Raw genomic sequence first — 25,093 nt, forward strand, 5'->3', positions numbered from 1 at the left:
GCCATTTCGCGGTCAAAAAACATCCTTTGCCGCGCGACGCTCGGCCAATTGCTCGGCGGAGGAAGCGCGCAGGAACGGGTTGGTGGCCAGTTCCAGGGCGATCGTCGTCGGCACGGTTGGCTCGCCCGCAGCACGCTTGGCGTCGACGTCCTTCATGCGTTCGGTGACCGCCGCATTGTCGGGCTCGGCAGCGGCGGCATAGCGGCCGTTCGACTGGGTATATTCGTGCGCGCAGAACACGATCGTCTCGGGCGGCAAAACGGCGAGGCGCTGCATATTGGCGTACATTTGCGCCGGGCCCCCTTCGAACAGGCGTCCGCACCCCATTGCGAACAGCGTATCGCCGCTGAACAGCAACGCATCGTCGGCCATGTGGAACACGATATGCCCCGCGGTATGCCCCGGCGTTTCGATCACGCGCGCGACATGGTTGCCGATCTTGACGCTGTCGCCCTCACGCAGGCCGTAATCGAGTGTGGGGATCTTGTCGGCTTCGGCAGCGGGGCCGCTGACCGTCGCGCCAAGCGCCTTGATCTCTGCATTGCCATTGGTGTGATCGGGGTGCCAGTGGGTGTTCCAGATCTGCGAGATGGTCCAGCCGCGCGCATTCGCCGCCGCCAGCACCGGGGCGGCCTCGCTCGGATCCACCACGACGGTTTCATTGGCAACGGCGTCGTGCAGCAGCCACACATAATTATCGTCGAGCGCGGGCACGCGGACGATGTCGAGCGTGGTCGCCATTACCATTCTCCGGTGTTGGGCATCGACGCCCAGGGTTCGGCGGGGGGCAGCACGCCGTTCTGCAGCAATTCGATCGAGATATTGTCGGGCGTGCGCACGAACGCCATGTGGCCGTCGCGCGGTGGGCGGTTGATCGTCACGCCGCCATCCATCAGGCGCTGGCACGTCTCATAGATATTCTCGACCTGGTAGGCGAGGTGGCCGAAATTGCGCCCGCCCGTATAGGGCTCCGGGTCCCAATTGTGCGTCAGCTCGACTTGCGCGTCATGGTCGCCGGGCGCGGCCAGAAAGATCAGCGTGAAGCGGCCCTTCTCATTGTCGAAGCGGCGCACTTCCTCCAGCCCGAGAAGTTTGAAAAAGTCGATCGTCGCGACCGGGTCGGTCACGCGAATCATCGTGTGGAGATATTTCATCGGCGCACTCCTACAGGCTTTGCCGCCCAAATAGGCATGCACGGCGGCAAGCGCCAGCTACGGTTTGGCGTCGAATTGCGTCAAGGCGGCCGCCGCGGCCTTTCCGGGCGCGCTGTCGGGCCGCAGCGTCACCGCCTGATGCCAGGCCGCTTTGGCCCCGGCTTCATCCCCGGCCAGTGCGGCGATGTTGCCCGCCTCCAGTTGCACCGCAGGGTCGTCGCCGCCCAGCCGCAAGGCTTCGGCAATGTCCTTCTTGGCGCGCGGCACTTCCTGCATCCGCCGCGCGAGCGTTGCTGACAGCAGCCAGGCCAGCGGATCGGTCGGCACTTCGCTCAGCGCATGGTCGATATCGTCGCGCGCATTTTCCATGTCGTCGCCCGCCACCATCGCGCGCGCGCGGTCGAGATGCGCCTCGCCCAGCGACAGGCCAGTCAGCGTGCCGGTGGCGAGCGCGGCATCGAGCGCGCTGCGCGCCTTGGAGGCATCGCCTGCCGCCAGCCAGGCATTGCCCGCCTGCGCCCAGTAATTGACGGCTTGCTTGTCCTTGGCCCGTTCCGCGCCGGTCGCCGCTTTCTCGAAGGCGGCAGCAGCAGCGGACCAGCGTTGTTCGCGGCTATAGGCCATGCCCAGGCACTGGCTGGCGAGAAAGTCGCCGCCCGCCAACGCCCATTGCCCCGCTTCGGCCTCGGCGGCGGCGGGGTTGGTGGTCGACAGCGCCAGGCAGCGGTCATAGCGGTCGCCACTGGGGGCAGCGGGGCCGGTCGGCCCGGTGGCGGTGCTTTGCGCAAGCGCTGCGGTGGCAAGCAAAGACAGCAGGATCATAAGGCGCGCGTCACATCCTCGACCGCGGCGATCAGCAAGGCGAGGTCCGCCTCGCGCGACAGCCGGTGATCCCCGTCCTTGATCAGCGTCACCTGCACCTTGGCTGAACGGATCACCTCGGCCAGGCGGATCGTCCGGTTGGCGGGCACCTCGGCATCGGCCATGCCGTGCAGCAGCCGCACCGGCACGTCGATCGGGAGGCCTGAGAACAGCACGCGATTGGCCTCGCCCGATTGCCAGAAAGCGCGGGTATAGACCATCGGCAGATCGGCATAGCGCCCGACCTTCTCCAGCCGGCCTTCGGACAGGATCTGCAGTTTCTCGTCGACGGTGAAGCCCCAGTCGGTGAAATCGGGCGCGGGCGCGATGCCGACCAGCGCCGCGACCTTGTGCGGATGGTCGCGCGCGACCAGCAGCATCAGCCAGCCGCCCATCGATGATCCCACCAGCACGGCGGGGCCTTCTAGCTGATCGAGCATCGCCAGCACATCGTCGCGCCAGCCGGCGAGCGTCTGTTCCTCAAACGCCCCCGCGCTTTGTCCGCACCCGCCATAATCGAAGCGCAGATAAGCGCGCCCGCTGCGCTTCGCCCAGGCTTCGAGCGCCAGCGCCTTGGTGCCTTCCATGTCCGAACCATAACCGGGCAGGAACACGACGGTGGGGCCGGTGCCCTCGGTCAGATGATATGCGAGGGCGGGGCGGACGGGGGTCGATGTGTCGGTCATGGCGGCGGGCTTAGCCGAAGATCGGGGTGGGGGAAATCGGGGTTTGTTCGCCACCTCCTGGCGTCCCCGCCGCAGCAAGGACGCCGGGGGGCGGGGAGACGCTATTTCCCAGCTACAAACGCGACCACTGCCGCCTTGAACGCCTCGGGCTGGTCGAGCATCACCATATGAGCACTGTCGCCGATATCGACATAGGTGATGTGCGGTGCCGTAGCATAATGCTTGCGATAGAATGGATCGGCCATCGCCTTGGTCGGCCCGCCCGCGTTCCACGGATACAGCAAGGTCATCGGCGTCGTGATCGACGCCAGTGCCGGGCGCAGATCGGTGGTCAGATCCTCATACATCGCTTGCGCCGTTACGCGCGGATCGGCAGCCTTGGCCCAGGTGGTCATGCGGGCGATACTGGCGGGCTTGATCGCCAGGCCGCGCGTCTGCGCCGCCACCGCCGCATCGCTCGGCACCGTTCCATAACTGGCGGCGATAGCGTCGCGCATTTTGGCGGCTTGCGGCGCGACCATTGCAGGGGTGGGGTCGATCCCTGGCGGAGCCATCAGCACCGCGAAATAGGGGAGCGAGTCGACGATCATCAACCGCGCGAGGTCCGCTGGATGCGCCTTGGCCAGCATCAGGCCGACCAGCCCGCCCATCGAATGGCCGATCACCAGCGTGCCGTGCAGCTTCTCACGCGTAATATAGCCGTCGAGATCGGCGACGATGCCGTCGAGTACGCCCGGCTGCAAATTGGCCCCGGGATCATCCCCGCCAAAACCGTTGACCTGCACCAGGATGACGCGGTGGGTCTTGGCCAGTTCGGGTGCAACATCGTCCCACACCGCGCGCGGGGAGGCGAGGCCGGGGATCAGGATCACCGGACTGCCCTTGCCCATGGTGACGATCGAAATGTGCGGCAGGCGTAGCTCGGCCGTCGTCGCCACCTGTGCCCCCGTCGGGGCGGCCTGCGTCGGCGTGGCGGGCAGCAGCAGCGCCAGCGCGGCGATCAAAGCGGTTTTGCGGGCAGACATCATGACGCGTCTCCTTTGGAGGGACTGACGAAAATCGCTTCGATCGGAAGCGCGAACAATTCAGCGATGCGGAAGGCGAGCGGGAGCGACGGATCGTAGCGCCCGGTCTCGATCGCGTTGACGCTCTGGCGCGACACCTCCAGCCGCTCGGCCAGGTCGCCCTGGCTCCAGCCTCGCTCCGCGCGCAGCACCTTGAGGCGGTTGATCATGTCGCAGTGCTCGACGTCAGGCGGTCGCGCAGACTCATCCCGCACTGAACCAATCCGAAGGCACCGCACCACAATGGGAAGGCGAGGAACGCGGGTGGCTGGTCGGTAAGCCCGCCATTGGCGAGAAAGCCCCAGACCGTCAGCACGGCCAGCAATACCGCCAACCCCCCAAGCATTGCCTTTACCAGGCGTTGACGCAGAAACTCGTCGCGCTCCTCGACAAGGTACAAACCCATGATCGCAATCACGCCGAGCAAGGGCAGGGACGGGGCAACCGCAAGCGCGGCCAGCGCGATCCCGGTCGGGTGCCAGAAACGGATCAGATAGGTCGCGGCGAACAGCACAAGGACATAGCTGAACATCGTCGGAATAAACCGCACGACGTAGCGCTGCTGCGCCGGATTGCGCTTCTGCATGGAAAGCATCCTTTCACTCTTGTGAAGGGAGCTTTACAGTCAAGGTTCCTTGTCTGTCAAGGAGCCTTGATAGGGCCGGTAGCGAGTTCGCTCAGACTTTGATCTTAGCCGCCACCGCCTCCGCCACCTTGATTCCGTCCACCGCCGCCGACAAAATCCCCCCGGCATATCCAGCGCCTTCGCCCGCCGGGAACAGGCCTGCGGTATTGAGGCTCTGGAAATCGTCGCCGCGCGTGATGCGCACCGGGGCCGAGGTGCGCGTCTCGACGCCGGTCAGCACCGCGTCGGGATGGTCATAGCCGGGGATCTCACGCCCGAACTGGACCAGCGCTTCGCGCATCGCGGTGATCACGAATTCGGGCAGGCATAGCGACAGGTCGGTCATCGTCACGCCGGGGCGATAAGAGGGGGTGACGCTGCCAAGCTTGGTCGAGGGCCGCCCGGCGAGGAAGTCGCCGAGCAATTGCGCGGGCGCGTGATAATTGGAGCCGCCCGCGACGAAGGCGCGTTCCTCGATCTGGCGTTGCAGCGCGATTCCCGCCAGCGGATGCTCGGGATAGTCGCGCTCCGGGTCGATGCCGACCACCATTCCCGAATTGGCGTTGCGTTCGTTGCGCGAATATTGGCTCATGCCGTTGGTGGCGACGCGGCCTTCCTCGGAGGTGGCCGCCACCACCGTGCCGCCGGGGCACATGCAGAAGCTATAGGCGGTGCGCCCGTTCTTGGCATGGTGCGAGATGTGATATTCGGCCGCGCCCAAAATCGGGTGCCCGGCATTGGGGCCGAAACGCGCCTGGTCGATCCACGATTGCGGATGCTCGATGCGCACGCCGATCGAGAAGGGCTTGGCCTCGACATGCACACCGCCTGCATGGAGCATGTGGAAGGTATCGCGTGCGCTATGGCCGACCGCGAGCACCACCTGTTCGGCGGCGAGATAATCGCCGGTGTGCAAATGCAGCCCGCGCACGCGCCGTGTGCCGTGCTCGTCGGTGGCGACATCGATGCCGTCGACGCGGGTCTGAAAGCGATATTCGCCGCCCAACGCCTCGATCGTCGCGCGCATGCTCTCGACCATAGTGACCAGGCGGAAGGTGCCGATATGTGGGTGCGCCTCGGTCAGAATTTCGGGCGGGGCACCGGCTTTTACGAATTCGGTCAGCACCTTGCGGTCGAGGTGGCGCGGGTCTTTGATCCGGCTGTAGAGCTTGCCGTCGGAAAAGGTGCCGGCGCCGCCTTCGCCGAACTGCACATTGCTTTCGGGGTTGAGCACGCTGCGCCGCCACAGGCCCCAGGTGTCTTTGGTGCGTTCGCGCACCACCTTGCCGCGATCGAGGATGATCGGGCGGAAGCCCATTTGCGCGAGGATCAGCCCGGCAAACAGCCCGCACGGGCCGGCGCCCACGATCACCGGGCGCGGGCCGCTCCAGCCCTCGGGCGCCTTGGCGACGAATTTGTAGGCGGTGTTGGGGGTCGGCTGGACATGTTTGTCCTTCTTGAAGCGCGCCAGCACCGGCGCTTCGTCGCGGACGTTCACATCGACCGAATAGACCAATTGGATGTCGGTCTTGTCGCGCGCGTCATGCGCGCGGCGGGCGATGGTGTAGCGCACCAGATCGCGCGGGGTGATGCGCAGCCGCTGGCGGATCGCTGCGGCGAGTTCTTCCTCGGCATGGTGGAGCGGGAGCTTGAGATCGGTGATGCGCAGCATCGCGCCGCCATAGCCGGGAAGCGCGGTTTCGGGAACTGGGCCTCTGTATCCTCCCCGTTCCGGGGAGGATACCGTCAGATCACATATTCGACCGTGCGGCGCTGCAGTTCGTCCGCCATCACCGCTGCGCGCTTTTCGACGATGCGCTTGTTCAGGCGCAGCACGGTCTGGCTGCCGGTGGTCTTGAATGCGGCGGGGACGACGGCATGGACGAGGCAAGCGAGGCCGCCGCCGATCAAAGTCACGCCGAAGCGGGAAGCAACACCGAAATGCTCGGCATAGCTTTCGCCGACCGAGGCGGGGTGATCGAGGAACAGACGGCGAAACATAAGGCGGCTCCTTGGTAACTCAGGCGAATCTGGGCGCAATCTGCGGCAACATGTCGGCGGCCAGTTGGCTCAGCGTATCGTCTCGTGCCCCCATTACCACAATTCGGTCGCCGGGTCGCGCTTGCTCGACGAGCCAGACAGCGGCCTGTGCGCGATCGGCGATGTTGTGGGCTTGCGCGCCGATGTCGCGGGCGATGTCGGCGCTGGTCACCTCCCGCGCCACCGTCCCGCCCTGATAGACCGGATCGGGCAATACCAGCAGGTCATCGTCCCCGAGCATCCGCTGGAACATCGCGACCAGTTCGGCGCGCATCACTTTCAGCGGGCCATAGCCATGCGGCTGGAACAGCACGAGCAAGCGCCCCGGAAAGGCGTGCAGCGTCGCCAGCGTCGCCGCGATCTTGTCGGGGTTGTGCCCGAAATCGTCGATCACGGTGACATCGGCGCTGGTCCCGACCAGTTCGAAGCGGCGCTTGAGACCGGTGAAACCTGCAATCGCTGGGATCGCCTCGGACAGCGGCACGCCCGCCGCGCGCGCCGCGCCCAGCGCCGCCAATGCATTGGCGACATTGTGCCGCCCCGGCACTGACAACCGCACCGGATGCGCCGCGCCATCGACGTGCAGATCGAAGGTGATCGCGAAGGGTTCGGGCTGGAGGTTGTGCGCGCTGAGATCGGCGTCGGCTTCGACCGCGAAGGTGACCAGTCGCGCAGAACCGAGCGCCGCCGCCAGCGCCGCCGCCTCGGCATCGCCGACATTGAGGATGGTCGTCTCCGCTTTCGCTGCGAAATCGGCGAACAGCGCGCGCAATTCCTCCAGAGACTTATGGTCGAGGCTGACATTGTTGAGCACGGCGATTTTGGGCGTGTAGAGCGCGATCGAGCCGTCGCTCTCGTCGACTTCGCTGACGAACGCGGCACCATCGCCGACGAGCGCGCTGGCAAACGGCGCGTCGGGCGACGCGAAATTCTTCATCACCGCGCCGTTCATAACCGTCGGATCGCGCCCGCAGGCATGGAGAATCCAGCCGATCATCCCCGTCACGGTCGATTTGCCGCTGGTGCCGGCCACGCCGATCGGCAGGTCGCTCGCGTTGAACAGCGAGGCGAGCAATTGCGGGCGGCTCAGCCGCTGCGCGCCGACGCGATCGGCGGCGACGATATCGGCGACGCTCGCTTCGACCGCCGCCGAGGCGACCACGATCTGTTCGGCCGAGGTGACGCCGGAGCCGTCCTGCGGGAATAGCGCCACGCCCTTGGCGGCGAGATCGGCGAATTTGGCGGGCAAGCGCCCGGCATCGAGCGTGCGGTCCGACCCCGCGACGCTGGCCCCGCGCCCGGCCAGGATCATCGCCAGGGGCATCATGCCGCTGCCGCCAATGCCGACGAAGAAGTATGATTTGCCGTTGCTCATAACAGCGGGCTATCGCGGGTCGTCGGAAAGCACCACCCCTCCCGTTCGTTTCGAGCGCAGTCGAGAAACCGGGCGACGGGGCGGGGGGCAGGTTTCTCGATTGTGCTCGACAGAGATGGGCTCGAAACGAACGGTGATGGCATGAAGATTGGGGTGGTGGCACCCGCACGCGGGATCGATGAAGCGCTGGCGGCGCGTGCGCTCGGGCTGGCGGCGGTGGCGATGCCCGAGGTCGATCTGGTGTTTCACCCGCAATGCTTCCTCAGCGAAGGGCATTTCGCCGGGTCGGACGCGGTGCGCGCGGCGGCGTTCCTGGAGGTCGCTAATGACCCCGCGTTCGATGCGATCTGGTTCGCGCGCGGCGGCTATGGCTCCAACCGCATCCTGCACAGCGTGATGCCGCAGCTGGGCGCGGCGGCGCGGCGCAAGACCTATTTGGGGTTTTCCGACATGGGCTTCCTGCTCGGCGCGCTGTATGCCGCCAAGGTCGGACATCCGGTGCATGGGCCGATGGCGTCGGTTGCGGGCAGTGGAGACGGCGGTGCGGCGTTTGCGCGGTCGTTGCTGTGGCTGACGAAGAAGGATCGCAGCGTGCTCGATCCCGGCCTGGACGGGCGACCGGCGGCGGCGTTCAATCTCGCGATCCTGACCGCGCTGATCGGCACGCCGTGGCTGCCCGATCTCACCGATCATGTGCTTATCGTCGAGGAAGTGTCCGAGCCGCTCTACCGCGTCGACCGGATGTTGTTCACGATGGCGCACGCCACGCAGTTGAAGGGACTGGCGGGGGTGCGGTTGGGTCAAGTCAGCGAGGTGGTGAACAATGATCCGCCCTGGGGTGAAAGCCTTGAAACGATGATCGCGCGCTGGTGCGGCGAGATGCGCGTGCCCTATCTCGGGCGCGCCGAGATCGGCCATGTTCGCAGCAATCGCGTGGTGCCGTTCGGGGTAGCCTAAGCGGCTCGCGCAAAGGCCGGTCGGTCGTCGTCATTGGCGGAGGGCGGGGTGGCCTGGACGCCGCGCCGACGCCGCGCGCGCGGCGCACGGCGGGGCAGGAACCGTGCGATGAGCGTGCGCCAGCCCGCGCCGCCGCGCGTGGCGGTCGCGATCACCGCGGTCGTCAGAACAATGTCGATATAGGTCGACACGTCCCACAGCACGACCAGCGCCATGTCGAACGGCCCGGCGATCGCCAGCAACTCCGCACCGGCGATGAGGATGACGGCCGTCAGCATCAAAAAGATGAGGTGTCGACGCTCGATCCTGCCAAACACATCGCGTGTGATCGCCACCGTGCGATCCAACCACCGTGCGACCGCCGTTTCGGGGAAAAACTGCATCACGATGATCGTGTACACCAGCAATCCGGTTAGCATCATCCTATTCCTTGGCTGACAGGCGAGCAATCTCTGTGGGTTTCGGCGCGCACCATAATGGGTCGCGTCGACAATCGGCAATGGCGGAGGGAGGCAAGATTTTCGTGTGCGCGCAACGCTTCCCGATAATTCCCCTACAATAACCGGGTGGGCGTCCTCGCAACTTTTGCGCAGACGATCTCTCTAGTTCTAAAGCATGATTTCAGGAGATCCTACGTGTATTGGTTTAAAGCCTCAGCGCCCGTCCGGTTGAAACTCCTTGTAGCCTTCGGGTTTTTCGTTGCTTTATTGGCCGTAACCACCTGCGCAATGTGGGTGAATCCCAAGGGCGCGTTACTGGTCGGCGTGATTGCCACCACGGTCGGCCTCGGGATGGCGCACTTTTTCCGCGAGGCGATCGCCGGCCCCTATGTCGCGACGGTCGTGCGGATGGAGGGGCTCGCCTCCGGCGATCTCCAGTCGCCGATCGAATTCACCGAATTCACCGATTGCGTCGGACGCATGACCAAGGCGATGTTCGCGTTTCGCGATAACGCCCAGAAGCAGGTCGTCATGAACGAAGAACTGGAGCGGAATTCGGAACTCAATGCGACGGTCACCAGGACGATGGTCGACAAGCTGGGGCGGCTTTCTAATGGCGACCTCACCGCAGATATTACGGAAAATTTCCCGGCGGCTTATGGGCCGATGAAGAATAGTTACAACGAGGCGCTTGGAAATTTGCGGACCTTGCTTGCTTCGGTCAAATCCAGCGCCAGCAACATTCAGGGCGGCTCGAACGAAATCGCCCAGGCAGCAAATGACATCGCGCGCCGCACCGAAAGCACGGCGGCAAGCCTGGAGCAGACCACCGCCGCGATCCAGCAGGTCGATACGCGGCTCAAGGCGACCGCCCTTGCCGCGTCGCAATCGGTCGAAACCTCGGAGCAAGCCAATGCGGCGGTGCTCGAAGGGCGCGGGCGCACCGATGCCGCTGTGCAGGCGATGACGCGCGTGCTCGACAGCGCCAAGGGCATTGATGACGTGATTGGCGGGCTCGACAAGATCGCGTTCCAGACACGCGTTCTCGCCATGAACGCGGCGGTCGAGGCCGGGCGCGCGGGCGATGCCGGTCGCGGCTTTGCGGTGGTGGCCGATCTGGTCTCTGCGCTGGCGATGCGCGCCGAGGAAGAGGCCAAGCGCGCGCGCGACCAACTGGGCGTCACGCGGGTCGACATCGGCGCTGCGGTCGATGCGGTACAGCAGGTGGACGAGGCATTCGGCGTCATCCTCACCTCGGGGGACCGTGTCACCGTTCTGGCCAAGCAGATCGCCAAGGATAATGAAGCACAGGCCGGCGCGATCACCGAAGTAAGCCTGGCCGTCCACGCGATCGACCGGTCGACGCAGGAAAATGCCGCGATGGTCGAGGAAACCTCGGCTGCCGCCCGCAATCTGACCGGCGAAGTGGGGCAGTTGTCCGCCCAGGCCGATCGCTTCCAGGTTGAGCAGGGCCGACGGATGCCCCCGCCGACGGCGCTGTTGGAAACGAGGGTCGGCGGTCATTGCTGAGCGCACGCATGCACGTACCCACGCGGGCCGGGCGGTGCGACCCTCCGGCCTGCAGGCGGCGGTAATTGGCGGAGGGTGACGGATCGCCCGCGCTTGCTTATATCGACCAGCCCGGCTTAAGCGCCGGGGCTCCTATAAGCCAAGAAAGATCCCATCCCGATGTCCGCCCTGTTCCGCATCTCGCTGCCCGACGGTTCCGTCCGTGAGGTAGCCCCGGGGACTACCCCCGCAGATGTGGCCGCAGCGATCGGGCCGGGCCTGGCGAAAGCGGCGATCGCCGCGCGCGTCGATGGCGAATTGCGCGACATCATGCGCCCGTTTGAGGGCGACAGCGCGCTGGCGCTGGTGACCGCGAAGGACGAGGCCGATGCGCTCGAACTCGCCCGCCACGATTTTGCGCATGTGCTGGCCGAAGCGGTGCAGAACCTGTTTCCGGGGACGCAGATCACCTTCGGTCCCTCGACCGACGACGGCTTTTATTACGACTTCGCGCCGAAGGATCGTCCGTTCACCGACGAGGATCTGCCCGCGATCGAAGCCGAGATGCGCCGCATCATCGGCAAGGACGAGCCGCTGATCCGCGAAGTGTGGAGCCGTGCCGATCTGATCGCGCGCTGGACCGCGCAGGGCGAGAGCTTCAAGGCCGAATGGGCCGCCGAACTGCCCGAGGGCGAGGAACTGACGGTCTACAAGGCCGGCAAGGGTGACGACGCGTGGCTCGACATGTGCCGCGGGCCGCATCTGGCCTCGACCGGCAAGCTTGATCCGCAGGCGTTCAAGCTGACGCGTGTGTCGGGCGCTTATTGGCGCGGCGACCAGAAGAACGCGATGCTCAGCCGCATTTACGGCACCGGCTGGCTGAACAAGAAGCAGCTCGATGCGCATCTGACGATGCTGGAGGAAGCCGCCAAGCGCGACCATCGCAAGATCGGCCAGGAAATGGACCTGTTCCATCTCCAGTCCGAAGCGCAAGGCAGCGTGTTCTGGCACCCCAAGGGCTATATGCTGTGGCGTCAGTTGGAGGCCTATATGCGCCGCCGGCTCGACGCAGCGGGCTATGTCGAGGTGAAGACCCCGCAATTGATGGACGCGCGCCAGTGGGAGCAGTCCGGCCATTGGGGCAAATATCGCGAGAACATGTTCGTCGTGCCCGACGAAATCCCGAATACCGAGGATGACGCGGCGATCTTCAGCGGCACAGCCGATCTGATGGCGCTGAAGCCGATGAACTGCCCGGCGCACGTGTTGATTTTCCGCCAGGGCATCAAGAGCTACCGCGACCTGCCGATGCGCATGGCCGAATTCGGCTGCTGCCACCGCAACGAGCCGCATGGCGCGCTGCACGGCATCATGCGCGTGCGCCAATTCACGCAGGACGACGCGCATATCTTCGTGCGCGAGGATCAATTGGTCGCCGAGGTACAGCAATTCTGCGAACTGCTCGACAGTGTGTACCAGCATCTCGGCTTCTCGGACTACGCGGTGAAACTCGCGCTGCGCCCCGAAAAGCGCTTCGGCTCGGACGAGATGTGGGACAAGGCCGAGGACGAATTGCGCCAGGCGGTGCTCGGCTCCAACCTCAGCGAGACGATCAAGGCCAATTTCGAGGAACTGCCGGGCGAGGGGGCGTTCTATGCGCCCAAGCTCGAATTCCACCTGACCGATGCGATCGGGCGGACGTGGCAAGTCGGCACGATCCAGTCGGACCGCGTGCTGCCCGAACGACTCGACGCCAGCTATGTCGGCGCGGATGGCGAGCGCCACCGCCCGGTGATGCTGCACCGCGCGATTCTGGGCACGTTCGAGCGCTTCATCGGCATCCTGATCGAGCACCATGCCGGGCGCTTCCCGCTGTGGCTGGCACCGGTGCAAGCGGTGGTCGCGACGATCGTGTCCGATGCGGATGGCTATGCCACCGAAGTGGCCGCGAAACTGGCGGCGGCGGGGATCCGGGTCGAGACCGATCTGCGCAACGAGAAGATCAACTATAAGGTGCGCGAGCACTCGCTGGCGAAGGTCCCGAACCTGCTCGTCGTCGGCAAGCGCGAGGCCGAAGAGGGCAAGGTCGCCTTGCGGCAATTGGGCAGCGACCGGCAGCAATTCCTGACGCTGGACGAGGCGATCGCGATGCTGACCGAGGCGGCCAAGGCCCCGGACCTGTAAAATGACGACCACCCCGGCGAAGGCCGGGGCCCAGTTGCGAAGGTTTTTGCAAGGGAGCGGAGCGCTTTCAGCATGAGCCTGTCCGGCTGGGCCCCGGCCTTCGCCGGGGTGGTATGAGGATCGAACGAGTCCACCTTTCGTTTTGCCCGAAAATCCCCTATATCAGTCCATCAACAACGACAGGAGCTACACCTATCCGTCCTCCCATGACCCGGCAGGCGCCGCCAATGAACGGCCCTCGCTTCAACGAATTCATTGTGTCGTCCAAGGTCCGCGTGATCGATCAGGACGGCGAAAATCTTGGCATGATGTACACGCGCGAGGCGATGGAGCAGGCGCGCGAGGTCGGTTTGGACCTGGTCGAGGTGTCGCCCAACGCTGATCCGCCCGTCGCCAAGTTCCTCGATGTCGGCAAGTTCAAGTACGAGGCGCAGAAGAAAGCGAACCTCGCACGCAAGTCGCAAAAGACGCAGGAGATCAAAGAGATCAAGATGCGTCCCAACATCGATGACCATGATTACGACACCAAGATGAAGAAGGTGCTCGAGTTCATCGACGAAGGCGACAAGGTCAAGATCACGCTGCGCTTCCGCGGTCGTGAATTGAGCCACGGCCAGCTCGGCATGATCCTGCTGCAGCGCGTCCAGGCCGACGTGGCGGAAACCGCCAAGGTCGAAGCCTATCCGCGCATGGAAGGCCGCCAGATGCTGATGGTGCTCGCGCCGAAATAATAGGTCGGGCGGGCACCCTGCCCGCCCCGCGTCAGTCTGCGGGTGCTTCCCACAGCTCGATTGGGCGTCCCTCCGGATCGTGGACTCGGGCAAAGCGTCCGGTCGCCGGGTCGTCCCATTCGGGCTTGGTCAGAACGTCGATTCCCGCGCTGGTCAGATTGGCGATCAAGCCGTCCAGATCCGCCACACGCAGGTTGAGCATGAACTGTCGGTCTGCCGGAAAATAATCGGAATCGGCGGCGAATGGCGCGAATATAACGGGCCCGCCCTGTGCCAGCCAGGACCACGGGTCCGCCGTCGCTCCCTCGACCGAAACGCAACCCGCACCGACTCCGAGATGATCGCGATACCAGGCGGACAGCGCATCGGGATCCTTACTGCGCAAGAATAGGCCGCCAATGCCGAGTACGGGCATGCAATCCTCCTTGTGATGTCCTTTGCCCCGAGCTTCGCCGACGGCAGCGGGGCGACGGGCACGATATCACGGAATACGCCTCGCGAAAGCAGGAATGCAGCCAGCCGATCCCCTATAAAAGGCATGTTTCGCGCAGCATATCCGCTCACCGGGAACGCCGCTGCATTCGGCAAATCGACTTTCGAAATCAATGTTGTCGCGCTTCCGCGCCCTCTTCGGCTCCCGTCTATAATGCACTCAGGGTACCGAGGATTATGAGATGCGTTTGAATATCGGCCGTCGACTTCACCTTCTTACATTGGCGGCGCTCTGTGCGATGACGCTTGGTCTTGGCGTTGCATTGCTGCGGTTGGGCGGTGTCATGCTGCACGACGAGGCGATGCAAACCCGCGCAACCCTGGAAACCGCATATGGCGTGGTCGAGCAGTATCAGGCGCAGGAGGCCGATGGTCGCCTAACCCGTGAACAGGCGCAGGCCGGTGCGCTCTCCACCCTTCGCAGGATGCGCTACAGCGGCAAAGAGTATTTCTGGGTCAACGATCTGTTACCCCGGATGATCATGCATCCGGTCAAGCCGGAACTGGAGGGCAAGGACCTTCGCCAGACCACCGACCCGGATGGGCGTTTTCCGTTCGTGGAGTTCGTCAAGGCGGCCGAGCGCAATCCGGACGGGGACTTTGTCGCCTATCGCTGGCCCAAGCCAGGCTCCGAGGCACCGCAACCCAAAATTTCGTTCGTGAAGAAGTTCGCGTCGTGGGGCTGGGTGATCGGCACCGGTGCCTATCAGACCGACGCCTGGGCGGCGATTTGGGGCGAAGCGTCCTTGCTGGTTGGTCTCGCACTGCTCGGGATTCTGGCGATGGCGGGCCTTGGATGGTTGCTCGCTCGCTCGATCACGCAACCGCTGAATGCGCTGACCGCGCGCATGGGGGCACTTCAGGCGGGGGACACCGCGTCGGACATTCCCGGCCTCGCCCGGTCCGACGAATTGGGCGACATGGCACGTGCACTCGGCACCTTCCGCGACGTGGCGGTGGCCAAGGCTGCCGCCGACCACGCCAAGGCGGCGGAGGATATCGCGCAGCATGCTGTGGTCGATACGCTTTCGCGCCACTTGAAGGCGATGTCGGATGGAGATCTGACCGCGCAGATTCACGAAGAGTTTCCGAATAATTATCAGGAACTTAAACAAAATTATAACGGTGCGGTTGGCGACTTGCGCGAGCTGATGGCATCGGTCACCGATGCGTGTCACGGCATTCGCACCGGCTCCAACGAGATCGCGTTGGCGGCAGATGACCTGGCCCGGCGCTCCGAGGGCAATGCCGCCAGTCTCGAAAAGGCCTCTGCTTCGCTGTCGCAAATGGAGGGCGTGCTGGTGCAGACGGCGCGATCGGCGGGCCAGACGGTCGATCAGACCGAGCAGGCGGTGTCGAATGTGGTCGCCGGTCGCAACACCGCCGAACATGCCGTGTCGGCGATGAGCCGCGTGCTCGATGGCGCGAAAGGGATCGACAGTGTCATCGAAGGCCTCGACAAGATCGCCTTCCAGACGCGCGTTCTGGCGATGAATGCCGCAGTCGAGGCGGGGCGCGCCGGGGACGCCGGACGCGGGTTTGCCGTCGTCGCCGACCTTGTCTCGGCGCTGGCAATGCGGTCCGAAGAGGAGGCGAAACGCGCGCGCGGGCAGTTGACCGCGACCCAGGAGGATATCGGCACCGCCGTTGGTGCGGTGCAGGATGTCGATGGGGCGCTTTCCAATATTTCCGGCAGCGTGGAGCAAGTGTTGTCGCTGGTGTCCCGCATGGCCGCCGAGAACCGCACGCAAGCCACCACCATCAAGGAGATTGTCGGGGCCGTGAACGAGGTCGACCGTGCGACGCAGCAAAATGCCGCGATGGTGGAGCAAACGTCCGCCGCCGCACGCAACCTGGCGAGCGAAGTCGACGGCCTCAATCGCAACGCCAGCCGGTTCAAGACCGGCAATGACGAAGGGCAGCGGGTGATCGCCAAGGTCCGCGACCATCGGGGCTATTCGGGTGGAAATCCCGAGCGGCGGTCGAAGGGGATGCCATCGGGCGGATTTCAGACGCACGCGCCGCTGTGACGGGTGACAGTCGCGACGCGGATCGCAAGACGCGTGGGGCGCAGCGATCCCGTCGTGGCGGGGGCAACCCGCCTTCACGGCCGGGTTTACGCCGCGTCGGTGATCCGCTCTCCTGCCGCGGCACCCAGCAGGCGCCGCTCGATCGTCTTCAATCGGCTCGCTGCTGAGATCTTTTCGCCGGTCAGGTCGGTCAGGTAGAACGTGTCGACCGCGCGTTCGCCATAGGTTGCGACATGCGCCGAATGGATCGTCACCTTCGACTGGAACAGCGCGTGCGCCAGCTGATGCAATAAGGCGGGCCGGTCGCGCGCGTTGATCTCGATCACGGTGAAGCGGTTCGACGCCTTGTTGTCGATCAGCACGTTCGGAGCGATTGCAAACGCCTCGGCACGCGGACGCGATGGCGGCTTTGCCATCAGCCGGTCGATCATCTTGCCGCGATTGGCGAGTGCGTCCTCGATTGCCTGTTTCAGCCGGGAAAGCTGTGCCGTCTCGTCGAACGGGCGACCGAACGGATCCTGCACCAGGAAGTTGTCGAGCGCCATGCCGTCGCGTGTGGTGTGGATGCGCGCATCGATGATATTGCCGCCAGCCACGCTGATCGCGCCGGCGATGCGGTAGAACAGCCCCGGGTGATCGGCGGCGTAGACGGTGACGAGCGTCGCGCCGCGCTCGGGATAGACCTGCGCGCTGATCGAGAGCTGCGCCGAGCCCGCTTCGGCGATCAGCCCGGCATTGCGGGCGATTACGTCCTCGGGCTCGGCCACCCAATAAGGTTCGGGCAAGCGGCGCACGAGATGGTCAAACTGCGCCGCATCCCAGCCCAGCAGCGCCTGCAGCGCCTCCTGCTTGGCGGCGATCCGCTCGCCGCGCCCCTTTTGCTTGTGGCCCAGCCGCAGCACTTCTTCGGCCGATTCGTACAGGTCGGACAGCAATTGCCGCTTCCACCCGTTCCACACACCGGGGCCGACCGCGCGAATGTCGACGACCGTCAGCAGCAGCAACAGCCGCAAACGCTCGGGGCTTTGCACGGCTTCTGCGAAATCGAGGATGGTCTTGAAGTCCGACAGGTCGCGTTTGAACGCGGTCGCCGACATCAGCAGGTGATAGCGCACCAGCCAGGCGACGGTTTCGGTCTCGGCCGGGCTCAGTCCCAGGCGCGGGCAGAGCCGGTGCGCGACCTCGGCACCCAGCACCGAATGGTCGCCGCCGCGCCCCTTGGCGATGTCATGCAGCAACACCGCGACATAGAGCGCGCGGCGCGAGACGATCTGTTTCAGCAACACCGTACACAGCGGATGGTCGGTCTCCAGCTCGCCATGTTCGATCCGGCTGAGCAGGCCAATCGCGCGGATGGTGTGTTCGTCGACGGTGTAGTGATGGTACATGTCGAACTGCATTTGCGCCACGACGCGGCCGAAATCGGGCACGAAGCGACCGAACACCCCCGCCTCGTTCATCCAGCGCAGCACCGTTTCGGGGTCGCGCGGCGAGGTCAGCACGTCGAGGAAGAGCGCGTTGGCGGTCGGGTCCTGGCGGATATCATCGGCAAGTTTCGCGTCGCGTGCGGCGGCGCGCATGGCCAGCGGGTGGATTTCCAGACCGTGTTTGTCGGCCAGCGCGAACAATTCGATCAGCCGCACCGGCTTTTCGGCGAGAAAACCGTCATTGGGGATCGCCAGTCGACCACGAATGACGGTGAAGCCGTTCAGCTTGCGCGGGGATCGCCGCAGCACCGACAAGCCGAACCGCCGTCCGCGCGCGGCGAACTTCTCGTCGAGATGCGCCAGAAACACGCCGGTCAGGTCGCCTGCCGTGCGCGCCTGCAGGAAGTAATATTGCATGAAACGCTCGACCTTGGATTTGCCGGGCCGGTCGGCAAAGCGCATCCGCTCGGCGATCTCGCGCTGCAGGTCGAAGGTCAGCCGATCCTCGGCCCGACCGGAAATGGCGTGCAGGTGGCAGCGCACGGCCCACAGGAAATTCTCGGCACGGTGGAACTGGCGATATTCGGCGCGGCTGAGCAGCCCGGCCTCGACCAGCTCGGCGGGCTCGGTGACATTATAGGCGTATTTGCCGATCCAGAAGAGCGTGTGCAGATCGCGCAGGCCGCCCTTCGCTTCTTTTACGTTGGGTTCGACGACATAGCGCGTGTCGCCCATCTTGTGGTGCCGCACGTCGCGCTCGGCGAGCTTGTCGGCGATGAACTGGCGTGCGGTGTCGGCCTGCACCTCGACCTTGAAGCGGCGCGCGGCCTCGTCATATAGCGCCTGATCGCCCCACACGTAGCGTGCCTCGAGCAAGGCGGTGCGGATCGTCACGTCGCTTTTGGCCTGGCGCACCATCTCGTCGAGCGAGCGGCTGCTATGGCCGACTTTCAGGCCGAGATCCCACAGCGCATAGAGCATTGTCTCGATTACTTGCTCGGCCCAGGGCGGTTGTTTGCCGGGAGTCAGGAAGCCGACATCAACGTCGGAATAGGGGGCCATTTCGCCGCGCCCATAGCCGCCGACCGCGATGATCGTGATACGCTCGGCCGCGGTCGGATTGCTCATCGGATACAGGCGCTGGACGGTGAAATCGTATAGCAAGCGGAGCAACTGGTCGATCAGGAAGGCCTGGCCCGCCGCTGCCTCCAACCCGCGCGAAGGATGCTCGATCAACCGCCGCCCGATCTCGGCACGCCCTGCGTCGAGCGCTTGCTTGAGCAAGGCGGTTGCTGCGTTCCGCAAAGTGTTGCGATCCCCCTCGAGCGCGGCAAGCGCATCGGCGACGGTGCGCCGATCGATGATCGAACGGCGTTGCGGGAGGGTTTCAAAGCGCGGCGGCATGCGTTCCAGATAGGGGGTCGGGCGATCCGCGTCCACGCGCGATGCGCGCGGGGCCTCGCGGTACGCCTTGTCGTGCAACTGCGCGATGATGCACAGTGTCGCGTAGCCGCGGGGTTTGATGGCAATTCACGGGATGCGCCAAACGTCGCTTCCAGTGTGTAAGGGGCCGATGACCAATATGCCGTTCACGCCGCTCGATCGACCAATCTGGCACAGTCTCACCGGCCGCCAAAGTGCGCTGGCGACAGGCGATACCCGCGCTGTGCGCTTCCGTCCTGACGTCAATCTGTTCGGGGAGGCTGCCGACGGATCACCTGAGGCGCTGGCGGCATTGGCGGCGCTCATAACGGAAGGGGGCACGCTTGGCCTGATCGGTGTCGGCCCGGCGGTGCTGCCGTCGGGGACGACGATCGTGTCGGAGCGGCGGCTCGACCAGATGGTGGCGAGGCGGCTCCACCGCGCGGCGCGCGCCGTGGACATCGTGCGCTTGGGCGACGAGGACGCGCCCGAGATGCTGGCGCTCGCAACGCTGACCGCGCCGGGACCGTTCTTCGCGGCGACGCATCTGCAAGGCGGCTATATCGGCGTGCGCCGCGCCGGGCGGCTGGTCGCGATGGCTGGCGAGCGGATGAAGGTGCCGGGTTTCAGCGAGGTCAGCGCGGTGTGCACGCATCCCGATTTTCGCGGGCAGGGTTTCGCCCGCGCGTTGATGGAAGCGGTGATTGCGCCGCTGATCGCGGGTGGGGAGGGCGTGTTTCTGCACAGCTATGCCGACAACCCGGCAGTGGCGCTGTACCGCGCGCTCGGTTTCGAGACGCGGCGGGAGATGACCTATACGGTGATCGCGCGGGCATAGGGCGTTTTCGGCCGCTTGCCGAGAGGGCGCGCGGCCTTCGCGACTGTCGCCGCCACGGTAACGGGCCGGTAAACCAAGTCATGCCAGAAGGCGGCGATGCAGATGCCGCCGACCTGGATGAAACGCCCACAGCCCGGCTGGCGGAGCTGCGCGATGGTCGTCCTGGTGGTATTTGCCGCTTTGACGACAATGGTCGCGCTGCGGATGCCCTATCCGTCCACCTTCGACGAACTCCCGCATGTGTCGGTCGTGCGGGCGCAATATGAACATCCAGCGCCGTTTGCCGATGCCAGCACCTATCGCATGGTCAGCCGCGACGATTTGGCGCGGTGGACGACGGCCAGCAATTACATCAACCACCCGCCGCTATATTACATGATGATCGGGCAGATGCTGCGCGTTACGTCCGATGTGTATGCCTTGCGGCTTGCCAATGTCGTGCTGGCGCTAGTGGCGCTGGCGATCGGTCTCTGGGCGGGTGTACGCTATCTGGGGGCGGGGGGCGACCGGACGGTGTTCGTCATACTGATCGCCTGTTTCCCAAAGGCACCGTTGATCGGCGGGATCGTCAACAACGACAATCTGGCGAATATCGCCGCCGTGATCGTCTTTGTCGGCCTGACCGGGGCGGGTGGCGGCGCGTGGCTGCTCGGCATCGGGCTGGCATTGGCCGGGTGGACGAAGCTGACCGCGCTCGTCTCGCTCGGCACGGCAGTGATCATTGCGCGCGGATGGCCGCTGATGCGCGGGCGGCGCGCGTGGCGCTTCGCGGACCTCTGGCCGATCGCGCTGGGGGGGGGCGTTGGAGCGCTGCCATACCTGGCCAATTATGCGCGCACCGGCCATCTGCTTTACGTCAACGAGGCGCTGTATGGCGTTCCGTTGGCCGACCGGCCGCAAATCTACATCCAGGATTATGCGGTGTTCTTCTTTGCCACGCTCGCCGACAAATGGCCGGCTGCGGAATTTCAGCTGCCCGTCGTCTTTTCCGCGATACTGGCGCTGGCACCGGTTGCGCTGGCGGCGCTGGGGAGTCGAGCAGACCGGCGTATCGGTGCGATCGGCTGGCCTTTTCTCGCCGCGTTTGGGGTGACGCTGGTGATCCACTTCTGGTTCGGATGGAGCGCGTTCCAGCGCATCGGCGACCAGTCGATCGCGCAGTCGCGTTATTATGCCGTGCTGTGGCCCGGCATCGCGCTGGCTGCAACGCCCGGCATCCGCGCGTTGGCGCAGTGGTGGCGGCCATTGGCGGTGCTGGCGATGTTGATGATCCTGATACCGACCGTGCCGGGCGGTGCGATCACGGCGTTGCTGCTGCGCTGACCTATCCCTGCCGCGCCAGCGCCTTCAGCCGGTAGAGCGTTTCCAGCGCCTCGCGCGGGGTGAGCGCGTCGACGTCGAGCGCCTCCACCTCGGCGCGGATCGCGTCGGCTTGCTCTTCCTCCACCTCCATCGCGGCGGCGAAGAGCGGCAGATCGTCCAGGCCCGCCGCCAGTCCCCCGGTCTTGGCGCGGCCTGCCTCCAGCTTTGCCAGCACCGCCTTGGCGCGGGCGATGGTGGCAGGCGGCAAGCCCGCCAATCGCGCGACCGCCAATCCATAGCTGCGATCGGCCGGGCCTTCGGACACTTCGTGCAGCAACACCAGCTCGCCCTTCCATTCGCGCGCGCGGACATGGTGGAGGGTGAGCGCGTCGCAGCGTTCGGCGAGCCGCGTCAGTTCGTGATAATGGGTGGCGAACAGGCAGCGGCAGCGATTGTCGTCATGGATCGCCTCGACCACCGCCCAGGCAATGGCGAGCCCGTCATAGGTCGAGGTGCCGCGCCCGACCTCGTCGAGGATGACGAAGCTGCGCGGGGTCGCTTGTGCCAGGATCGCGGCGGTCTCGACCATCTCGACCATGAAGGTCGAACGCCCGCGCGCGAGATTGTCGGAGGCCCCGACCCGGCTGAATAGCCGGTCGACTAGCCCTAGCGTCGCCGATGTCGCGGGAACGTAGCTGCCCGCTTGCGCCAGCACGGCAATGGCGGCGTTCTGGCGCAGGAAGGTCGATTTACCGCCCATATTGGGCCCGGTGACGAGCCACAGCCGCGAATCTTCCGACAGGCGACAGTCATTGGCGACGAAGCGTTCGCCCCGCTTGGCCAGCGCATCCTCGACCACCGGGTGCCGCCCGCCGACAATGTCGAAACAGGCATGGTCGGCAAGCTCGGGCCGCGCCCAGCCGCCTTCCGCCGCGCGCTCGGCATGGCTGGCGGCGACATCGAGCCGCGCCAGCGCATCCGCGGTCGCCGCCACCGCCTCGCGCCGGTCGAGCGCGGCGGCGATCAGATCCTCGAGATGCGCTGCCTCGGCCGCCAATGCATGGGCACCGGCTTGCGTTACCTTGGCCGCGACTTCGTGCAGTTCGGGCGCGTTGAAGCGCACCGCGCCCGCCATCGTCTGGCGATGGATGAAGCCGCTTTCGGGCTTCATCAGACCATCGGCTGCGCGCGCGGGGACTTCGATATGATAGCCGAGCACGCCATTGTGACGGATCTTGAGCTGGGCGACGCCGGTCCGCGTGCGATAGTCGGCCTCGAGCGCGGCGATCGCGCGCCGGCCGCCCGCGCCCGCATCGCGCAGATCATCGAGCGCGGCGTCATAGCCCGCCGCGATATAGCCGCCGTCCGAGGCATCGATCGGGGGTGACGGCACGAGCGCGCGCGACAGCAAGTCGATCAGCGCGCCATGCCCGCGCAAGCGCGGGGCAAGATCCTTCAGCAGCGCAGGCGGTTGGTCGATCCGGTCGAGCCGCTCGCCCAGCCGCCACGCGCCATCGAGCCCGTCGCGCAATTGCCCGAGATCGCGTGGGGAGCCCCGCCCCGCCGCCAGCCGCCCGAGTGCGCGGCCGATATCGGCCATGCTGCGCAAAGTCCCCCGCAGCGACTCGCGCAGCCCCGAATCCTCGGTAAGCAGCGTGACCAGATCGTAGCGCGCCTCGATCCGGCTCCGTTCCATCAGCGGGGCGCCGAGATCGGCGGCGAGCAGGCGCGCGCCCGCCGCCGTCACCGTGCGGTCGATCGCGTCGAGCAAGCTGCCCTTGCGCGCGCCGCTCGTCGTCTGGGTCAGTTCCAGGCTTTCGCGCGTGGCAGCGTCGATCGCCATGTGCTGGGCGCTTTGCCCGAGGCGCGGCGGGCGCAGGAAGGGCATCGCGCCCTTGGCGGTGTGATCGAGATAGGCGACGAGCCCACCCGCCGCCGACAAGGCGGCACGGTCGAACTGGCCGAAGCCGTCGAGCGTCGCGACGGCATACAGGTCCTTCAGCCGCGCCTCGCCGCGCGCGCTGTCGAACTCGCCGCGCGGGCGCAGCATCGTCGCGAGCTCGGCAAAGCCGCTCGCTTCCGACGCGATGGTCTCCGCCGGGGCGAGCCGGGCGAGTTCGGCACCCAATCCGGCGGCATCGCACGCGATCAGCTCGAACCGCCCGGTCGAAATGTCGGCAGCGGCAATCGCGACCGCACCGCCAACCTCGCCGATCGCCACGCACCAATTGGCGGCGCGCGCATCGAGCAGCGCCTCCTCGGTCAGCGTCCCCGCCGTTACCACGCGGACGATCGCGCGCGAGACCAACGTCTTGCCCGCGCGCTTCTTGGCTTCTGCCGGGCTCTCGGTCTGCTCGGCGATGGCGACGCGGTGCCCGGCCTTGATCAGCCGTGCGAGATAGGCATCGGCGGCATGGACTGGCACGCCGCACATCGGGATCGGCGCGCCGTGATGCTCGCCGCGCGTGGTCAGCGCGATGTCGAGGCAGGCGGCGGCGACCTTCGCATCGTCGAAGAACAATTCGAAGAAATCGCCCATGCGGTAGAACAGCAGGCAATCCGCCGCCTCGGCCTTCAGCGCGAAATATTGCGCCATCATCGGGGTGGGAGCGGGGGTCGGTGCTGGCGCCATCGCCGTCTGATACCGCCCGCCCTCCCGAAAGGAAACCGCCGCGTCAGTGTCGCTGGTTGAGCGCGGCGAACACCGCGTCATACCGCCCCTCGCGCTCGGCATCGCGCAGGAATTTGACGCGCTCGACGGCATTTTCAGGACCGTGCGGATTGGTCTCCAGCAGCGCCATCGTCTCGGCGATATAGGCGTCGAGCGGCATCGAATTGGGGTTTTCGGCATGCCCCGGCATCAGATCGGTCGCGACGGCAGGCGGGGCGATTTCGATCACGTCGATGCCCGTGTCGGCGAACTGCGCCCGCAAGGATTGCGACCAACTGTGGATTGCTGCCTTGGTCGCACTATAAGTCGGCGTCGCCACCAGCGGTACGAAGGCGAGACCCGACGATACGGTGAGGATCGCGGCGTTGGGCTGCTTGCGCAGGTGCGGCAGCAAGGCCGCGGTCAGCCGGATCGGCCCCAGCAGGTTGGTCGCGATCATCGCTTCGGCATCGCTCAGGTCATAGGGCTGCGCGGTCATATCTTCGGCGCGCATGATCCCCGCATTGTGGATCACGACGTTGAGGGCCGGGTGCTCGCTGGCGATCGTGTCGGCGAAGCGCGCAATGTCGGCCGCGTCGGCGACGTCGAGCAAGGCGGTGCTGATTCCCGGCAGGTCGCGCGCCAGCGCGTCGAGCGGCTCGGCACGACGGCCGGCGACGATGACGTGGTTGCCGCGCGCGTGAAATTGCTCGGCGAGCGCACGGCCGATGCCGGTGCCGCCGCCGGTGATGAGGAGGGTGTTGCCGCTGATATTCATGGTTGCTCTTCCCGTTCGATTGTTGACACGGCGCGTAAAAGCTGCGCGTTCGATTGGAAAGTAGGCACGCAAAAGTGCGGTACTTACCGACAGGAAACCAATGGCCGTTTCGCACCAATATCCCGAAAATCTCGATCCGCGCGTCGAGGCTCTGGTCACGGAAGTGATCGGTCGCGTCGCCGACAAATGGACGATGATCGTGCTGGAGGTGCTGACCGAACATGGCGAACTGCGCTTCTCGCGTCTGGCGCAGCTTGCCGAGGGCATCAGCCAGAAGATGTTGACACAGACGTTGCGTCAGATGGAGCGCGACGGCCTGGTGATCCGGACGATCCATCCGGTGATCCCGCCAAAAGTCGAATATCGGCTGACCGAACTCGGTTTCACGCTGGCCGAGGCGTTTTGCGGCGTGTGGGTGTGGGCGGCGGACAATGTCGACCGCATCGCCGAGGCGCGTCGGTCCTTCGATAGTCGTAACGGCAACTAGAGCCGTTCCCATTCTCCCAAACTGTTTCTAAGACGACGCCG

At 65.5% G+C, this 25,093-nt stretch carries 23 protein-coding genes; 8 read left to right on the forward strand and 15 right to left on the reverse strand.

Translation table 11 applies throughout. The annotated features are described in order from the left end of the window. Positions 1 to 12: 12 nt before the first annotated feature. The 10 genes from gloB to ACP7BY_RS12510 form a co-directional block, all read right to left on the reverse strand. Complete coding sequence (gene gloB, locus ACP7BY_RS12465; RefSeq protein ID WP_033964241.1) at positions 13 to 741, reverse strand: hydroxyacylglutathione hydrolase; 729 nt, start codon at positions 739 to 741, stop codon at positions 13 to 15. Continuing rightward, positions 741 to 1,154, reverse strand: a complete 414-nt coding sequence (locus ACP7BY_RS12470) for a VOC family protein (RefSeq protein WP_126848091.1) — start codon at positions 1,152 to 1,154, stop codon at positions 741 to 743. Before ACP7BY_RS12470 ends, gloB begins: the two co-directional genes overlap by 1 nt. 57 nt (positions 1,155 to 1,211) lie before the next feature. Continuing rightward, a complete protein-coding gene (locus tag ACP7BY_RS12475; protein ID WP_171010533.1) occupies positions 1,212 to 1,976 on the reverse strand; it encodes a hypothetical protein in 765 nt (254 codons plus the stop codon). Then, positions 1,973 to 2,701: an alpha/beta fold hydrolase gene (locus tag ACP7BY_RS12480; RefSeq protein WP_137902847.1), complete on the reverse strand. Its 729-nt coding sequence runs from the start codon at positions 2,699 to 2,701 to the stop codon at positions 1,973 to 1,975. The genes ACP7BY_RS12475 and ACP7BY_RS12480 overlap by 4 nt, the downstream gene beginning before the upstream one ends. 101 nt (positions 2,702 to 2,802) lie before the next feature. Beyond that, positions 2,803 to 3,729 carry an alpha/beta fold hydrolase gene (locus ACP7BY_RS12485; protein ID WP_137902848.1) on the reverse strand — a complete coding sequence of 309 codons (927 nt, stop codon included), beginning with the start codon at positions 3,727 to 3,729 and terminating at the stop codon, positions 2,803 to 2,805. Further along, complete coding sequence (locus ACP7BY_RS12490) at positions 3,726 to 3,935, reverse strand: helix-turn-helix transcriptional regulator (RefSeq protein WP_033964242.1); 210 nt, start codon at positions 3,933 to 3,935, stop codon at positions 3,726 to 3,728. Before ACP7BY_RS12490 ends, ACP7BY_RS12485 begins: the two co-directional genes overlap by 4 nt. Then, the gene (locus ACP7BY_RS12495; protein WP_231564982.1) at positions 3,932 to 4,351 is read right to left on the reverse strand and encodes a hypothetical protein; all 420 of its coding nucleotides are present in this window, start codon (positions 4,349 to 4,351) and stop codon (positions 3,932 to 3,934) included. Before ACP7BY_RS12495 ends, ACP7BY_RS12490 begins: the two co-directional genes overlap by 4 nt. 91 nt (positions 4,352 to 4,442) lie before the next feature. Then, positions 4,443 to 6,062: an NAD(P)/FAD-dependent oxidoreductase gene (locus ACP7BY_RS12500; protein ID WP_033964244.1), complete on the reverse strand. Its 1,620-nt coding sequence runs from the start codon at positions 6,060 to 6,062 to the stop codon at positions 4,443 to 4,445. A 74-nt stretch (positions 6,063 to 6,136) separates the two neighbouring features. Next, positions 6,137 to 6,391: a DUF6356 family protein gene (locus tag ACP7BY_RS12505; protein WP_033964245.1), complete on the reverse strand. Its 255-nt coding sequence runs from the start codon at positions 6,389 to 6,391 to the stop codon at positions 6,137 to 6,139. 19 nt (positions 6,392 to 6,410) lie between these two features. Then, a complete protein-coding gene (locus ACP7BY_RS12510) occupies positions 6,411 to 7,805 on the reverse strand; it encodes a glutamate ligase domain-containing protein (protein WP_033964246.1) in 1,395 nt (464 codons plus the stop codon). A 141-nt stretch (positions 7,806 to 7,946) separates the two neighbouring features. Here ACP7BY_RS12510 and ACP7BY_RS12515 point away from each other — a divergent pair, with 141 nt between their 5' ends. Next, positions 7,947 to 8,762, forward strand: a complete 816-nt coding sequence (locus tag ACP7BY_RS12515) for an LD-carboxypeptidase (protein WP_137902849.1) — start codon at positions 7,947 to 7,949, stop codon at positions 8,760 to 8,762. Here ACP7BY_RS12515 and ACP7BY_RS12520 read toward each other — a convergent pair. Next, a complete protein-coding gene (locus ACP7BY_RS12520) occupies positions 8,759 to 9,184 on the reverse strand; it encodes a hypothetical protein (protein ID WP_137902850.1) in 426 nt (141 codons plus the stop codon). The genes ACP7BY_RS12515 and ACP7BY_RS12520 overlap by 4 nt on opposite strands. A gap of 306 nt (positions 9,185 to 9,490) precedes the next feature. On the opposite strand from ACP7BY_RS12520, the gene ACP7BY_RS12525 reads away from it, so the two are divergent. From ACP7BY_RS12525 to infC, 3 genes are all read left to right on the forward strand, one after another. Then, positions 9,491 to 10,732 (forward strand): methyl-accepting chemotaxis protein, encoded by a 1,242-nt coding sequence (locus ACP7BY_RS12525; RefSeq protein WP_033966120.1) that lies wholly within the window; start codon positions 9,491 to 9,493, stop codon positions 10,730 to 10,732. Positions 10,733 to 10,891: 159 nt separating this feature from the next. Then, entirely contained in the window at positions 10,892 to 12,895 is a 2,004-nt protein-coding gene (gene thrS / locus ACP7BY_RS12530) for a threonine--tRNA ligase (RefSeq protein WP_137902851.1), read from the forward strand. Between the two features lie 227 nt (positions 12,896 to 13,122). Beyond that, positions 13,123 to 13,626 carry a translation initiation factor IF-3 gene (gene infC, locus ACP7BY_RS12535; protein WP_426288152.1) on the forward strand — a complete coding sequence of 168 codons (504 nt, stop codon included), beginning with the start codon at positions 13,123 to 13,125 and terminating at the stop codon, positions 13,624 to 13,626. Between the two features lie 31 nt (positions 13,627 to 13,657). Here the strand turns inward: infC and ACP7BY_RS12540 are convergent, their stop codons facing one another. Further along, complete coding sequence (locus ACP7BY_RS12540) at positions 13,658 to 14,041, reverse strand: VOC family protein (RefSeq protein ID WP_126848060.1); 384 nt, start codon at positions 14,039 to 14,041, stop codon at positions 13,658 to 13,660. A 259-nt stretch (positions 14,042 to 14,300) separates the two neighbouring features. Between ACP7BY_RS12540 and ACP7BY_RS12545 the strand changes: the two genes are divergently transcribed. Beyond that, positions 14,301 to 16,148, forward strand: coding sequence for a methyl-accepting chemotaxis protein (locus tag ACP7BY_RS12545; protein WP_033966118.1), 1,848 nt, complete (start codon positions 14,301 to 14,303; stop codon positions 16,146 to 16,148). Between the two features lie 86 nt (positions 16,149 to 16,234). Here ACP7BY_RS12545 and ACP7BY_RS12550 read toward each other — a convergent pair whose 3' ends face one another. Then, a complete protein-coding gene (locus ACP7BY_RS12550; protein ID WP_033966122.1) occupies positions 16,235 to 18,979 on the reverse strand; it encodes a [protein-PII] uridylyltransferase in 2,745 nt (914 codons plus the stop codon). 169 nt (positions 18,980 to 19,148) lie between these two features. Here ACP7BY_RS12550 and ACP7BY_RS12555 point away from each other — a divergent pair, with 169 nt between their 5' ends. Continuing rightward, a complete protein-coding gene (locus ACP7BY_RS12555) occupies positions 19,149 to 19,835 on the forward strand; it encodes a GNAT family N-acetyltransferase (protein ID WP_033966117.1) in 687 nt (228 codons plus the stop codon). 96 nt (positions 19,836 to 19,931) lie between these two features. Next, positions 19,932 to 21,158, forward strand: coding sequence for a hypothetical protein (locus tag ACP7BY_RS12560; protein WP_137902852.1), 1,227 nt, complete (start codon positions 19,932 to 19,934; stop codon positions 21,156 to 21,158). A 1-nt stretch (position 21,159) separates the two neighbouring features. Here the strand turns inward: ACP7BY_RS12560 and mutS are convergent, their stop codons facing one another. Continuing rightward, positions 21,160 to 23,736, reverse strand: coding sequence for a DNA mismatch repair protein MutS (gene mutS, locus ACP7BY_RS12565; RefSeq protein WP_137902877.1), 2,577 nt, complete (start codon positions 23,734 to 23,736; stop codon positions 21,160 to 21,162). Positions 23,737 to 23,812: 76 nt separating this feature from the next. Then, positions 23,813 to 24,565 carry an SDR family oxidoreductase gene (locus tag ACP7BY_RS12570; RefSeq protein WP_033966290.1) on the reverse strand — a complete coding sequence of 251 codons (753 nt, stop codon included), beginning with the start codon at positions 24,563 to 24,565 and terminating at the stop codon, positions 23,813 to 23,815. Between the two features lie 100 nt (positions 24,566 to 24,665). Between ACP7BY_RS12570 and ACP7BY_RS12575 the strand changes: the two genes are divergently transcribed. Beyond that, a complete protein-coding gene (locus ACP7BY_RS12575) occupies positions 24,666 to 25,052 on the forward strand; it encodes a winged helix-turn-helix transcriptional regulator (RefSeq protein ID WP_033966291.1) in 387 nt (128 codons plus the stop codon). The last annotated feature ends 41 nt before the right edge of the window (positions 25,053 to 25,093 follow it).

Source organism: Sphingomonas sp. PSPC2-2 (assembly GCF_049897725.1).
Taxonomy (GTDB): domain Bacteria; phylum Pseudomonadota; class Alphaproteobacteria; order Sphingomonadales; family Sphingomonadaceae; genus Sphingomonas.

Coding starts and splice junctions, on each gene's coding strand:
- ACP7BY_RS12550 (WP_033966122.1), bottom strand. CDS start 18,979: ATGCCGCCGCGCTTTGAAACCCTCCCGCAACGCCGTTCGATCATCGAT.
- ACP7BY_RS12515 (WP_137902849.1), top strand. CDS start 7,947: ATGAAGATTGGGGTGGTGGCACCCGCACGCGGGATCGATGAAGCGCTG.
- ACP7BY_RS12540 (WP_126848060.1), bottom strand. CDS start 14,041: ATGCCCGTACTCGGCATTGGCGGCCTATTCTTGCGCAGTAAGGATCCC.
- ACP7BY_RS12555 (WP_033966117.1), top strand. CDS start 19,149: ATGACCAATATGCCGTTCACGCCGCTCGATCGACCAATCTGGCACAGT.
- ACP7BY_RS12475 (WP_171010533.1), bottom strand. CDS start 1,976: ATGATCCTGCTGTCTTTGCTTGCCACCGCAGCGCTTGCGCAAAGCACC.
- ACP7BY_RS12470 (WP_126848091.1), bottom strand. CDS start 1,154: ATGAAATATCTCCACACGATGATTCGCGTGACCGACCCGGTCGCGACG.
- ACP7BY_RS12560 (WP_137902852.1), top strand. CDS start 19,932: ATGCAGATGCCGCCGACCTGGATGAAACGCCCACAGCCCGGCTGGCGG.
- ACP7BY_RS12520 (WP_137902850.1), bottom strand. CDS start 9,184: ATGATGCTAACCGGATTGCTGGTGTACACGATCATCGTGATGCAGTTT.
- ACP7BY_RS12575 (WP_033966291.1), top strand. CDS start 24,666: ATGGCCGTTTCGCACCAATATCCCGAAAATCTCGATCCGCGCGTCGAG.
- mutS (WP_137902877.1), bottom strand. CDS start 23,736: ATGATGGCGCAATATTTCGCGCTGAAGGCCGAGGCGGCGGATTGCCTG.
- ACP7BY_RS12570 (WP_033966290.1), bottom strand. CDS start 24,565: ATGAATATCAGCGGCAACACCCTCCTCATCACCGGCGGCGGCACCGGC.
- ACP7BY_RS12490 (WP_033964242.1), bottom strand. CDS start 3,935: ATGATCAACCGCCTCAAGGTGCTGCGCGCGGAGCGAGGCTGGAGCCAG.
- ACP7BY_RS12495 (WP_231564982.1), bottom strand. CDS start 4,351: ATGCAGAAGCGCAATCCGGCGCAGCAGCGCTACGTCGTGCGGTTTATT.
- gloB (WP_033964241.1), bottom strand. CDS start 741: ATGGCGACCACGCTCGACATCGTCCGCGTGCCCGCGCTCGACGATAAT.
- infC (WP_426288152.1), top strand. CDS start 13,123: ATGAACGGCCCTCGCTTCAACGAATTCATTGTGTCGTCCAAGGTCCGC.
- ACP7BY_RS12480 (WP_137902847.1), bottom strand. CDS start 2,701: ATGACCGACACATCGACCCCCGTCCGCCCCGCCCTCGCATATCATCTG.
- thrS (WP_137902851.1), top strand. CDS start 10,892: ATGTCCGCCCTGTTCCGCATCTCGCTGCCCGACGGTTCCGTCCGTGAG.
- ACP7BY_RS12485 (WP_137902848.1), bottom strand. CDS start 3,729: ATGATGTCTGCCCGCAAAACCGCTTTGATCGCCGCGCTGGCGCTGCTG.
- ACP7BY_RS12505 (WP_033964245.1), bottom strand. CDS start 6,391: ATGTTTCGCCGTCTGTTCCTCGATCACCCCGCCTCGGTCGGCGAAAGC.
- ACP7BY_RS12525 (WP_033966120.1), top strand. CDS start 9,491: ATGTGGGTGAATCCCAAGGGCGCGTTACTGGTCGGCGTGATTGCCACC.
- ACP7BY_RS12500 (WP_033964244.1), bottom strand. CDS start 6,062: ATGCTGCGCATCACCGATCTCAAGCTCCCGCTCCACCATGCCGAGGAA.
- ACP7BY_RS12510 (WP_033964246.1), bottom strand. CDS start 7,805: ATGAGCAACGGCAAATCATACTTCTTCGTCGGCATTGGCGGCAGCGGC.
- ACP7BY_RS12545 (WP_033966118.1), top strand. CDS start 14,301: ATGCGTTTGAATATCGGCCGTCGACTTCACCTTCTTACATTGGCGGCG.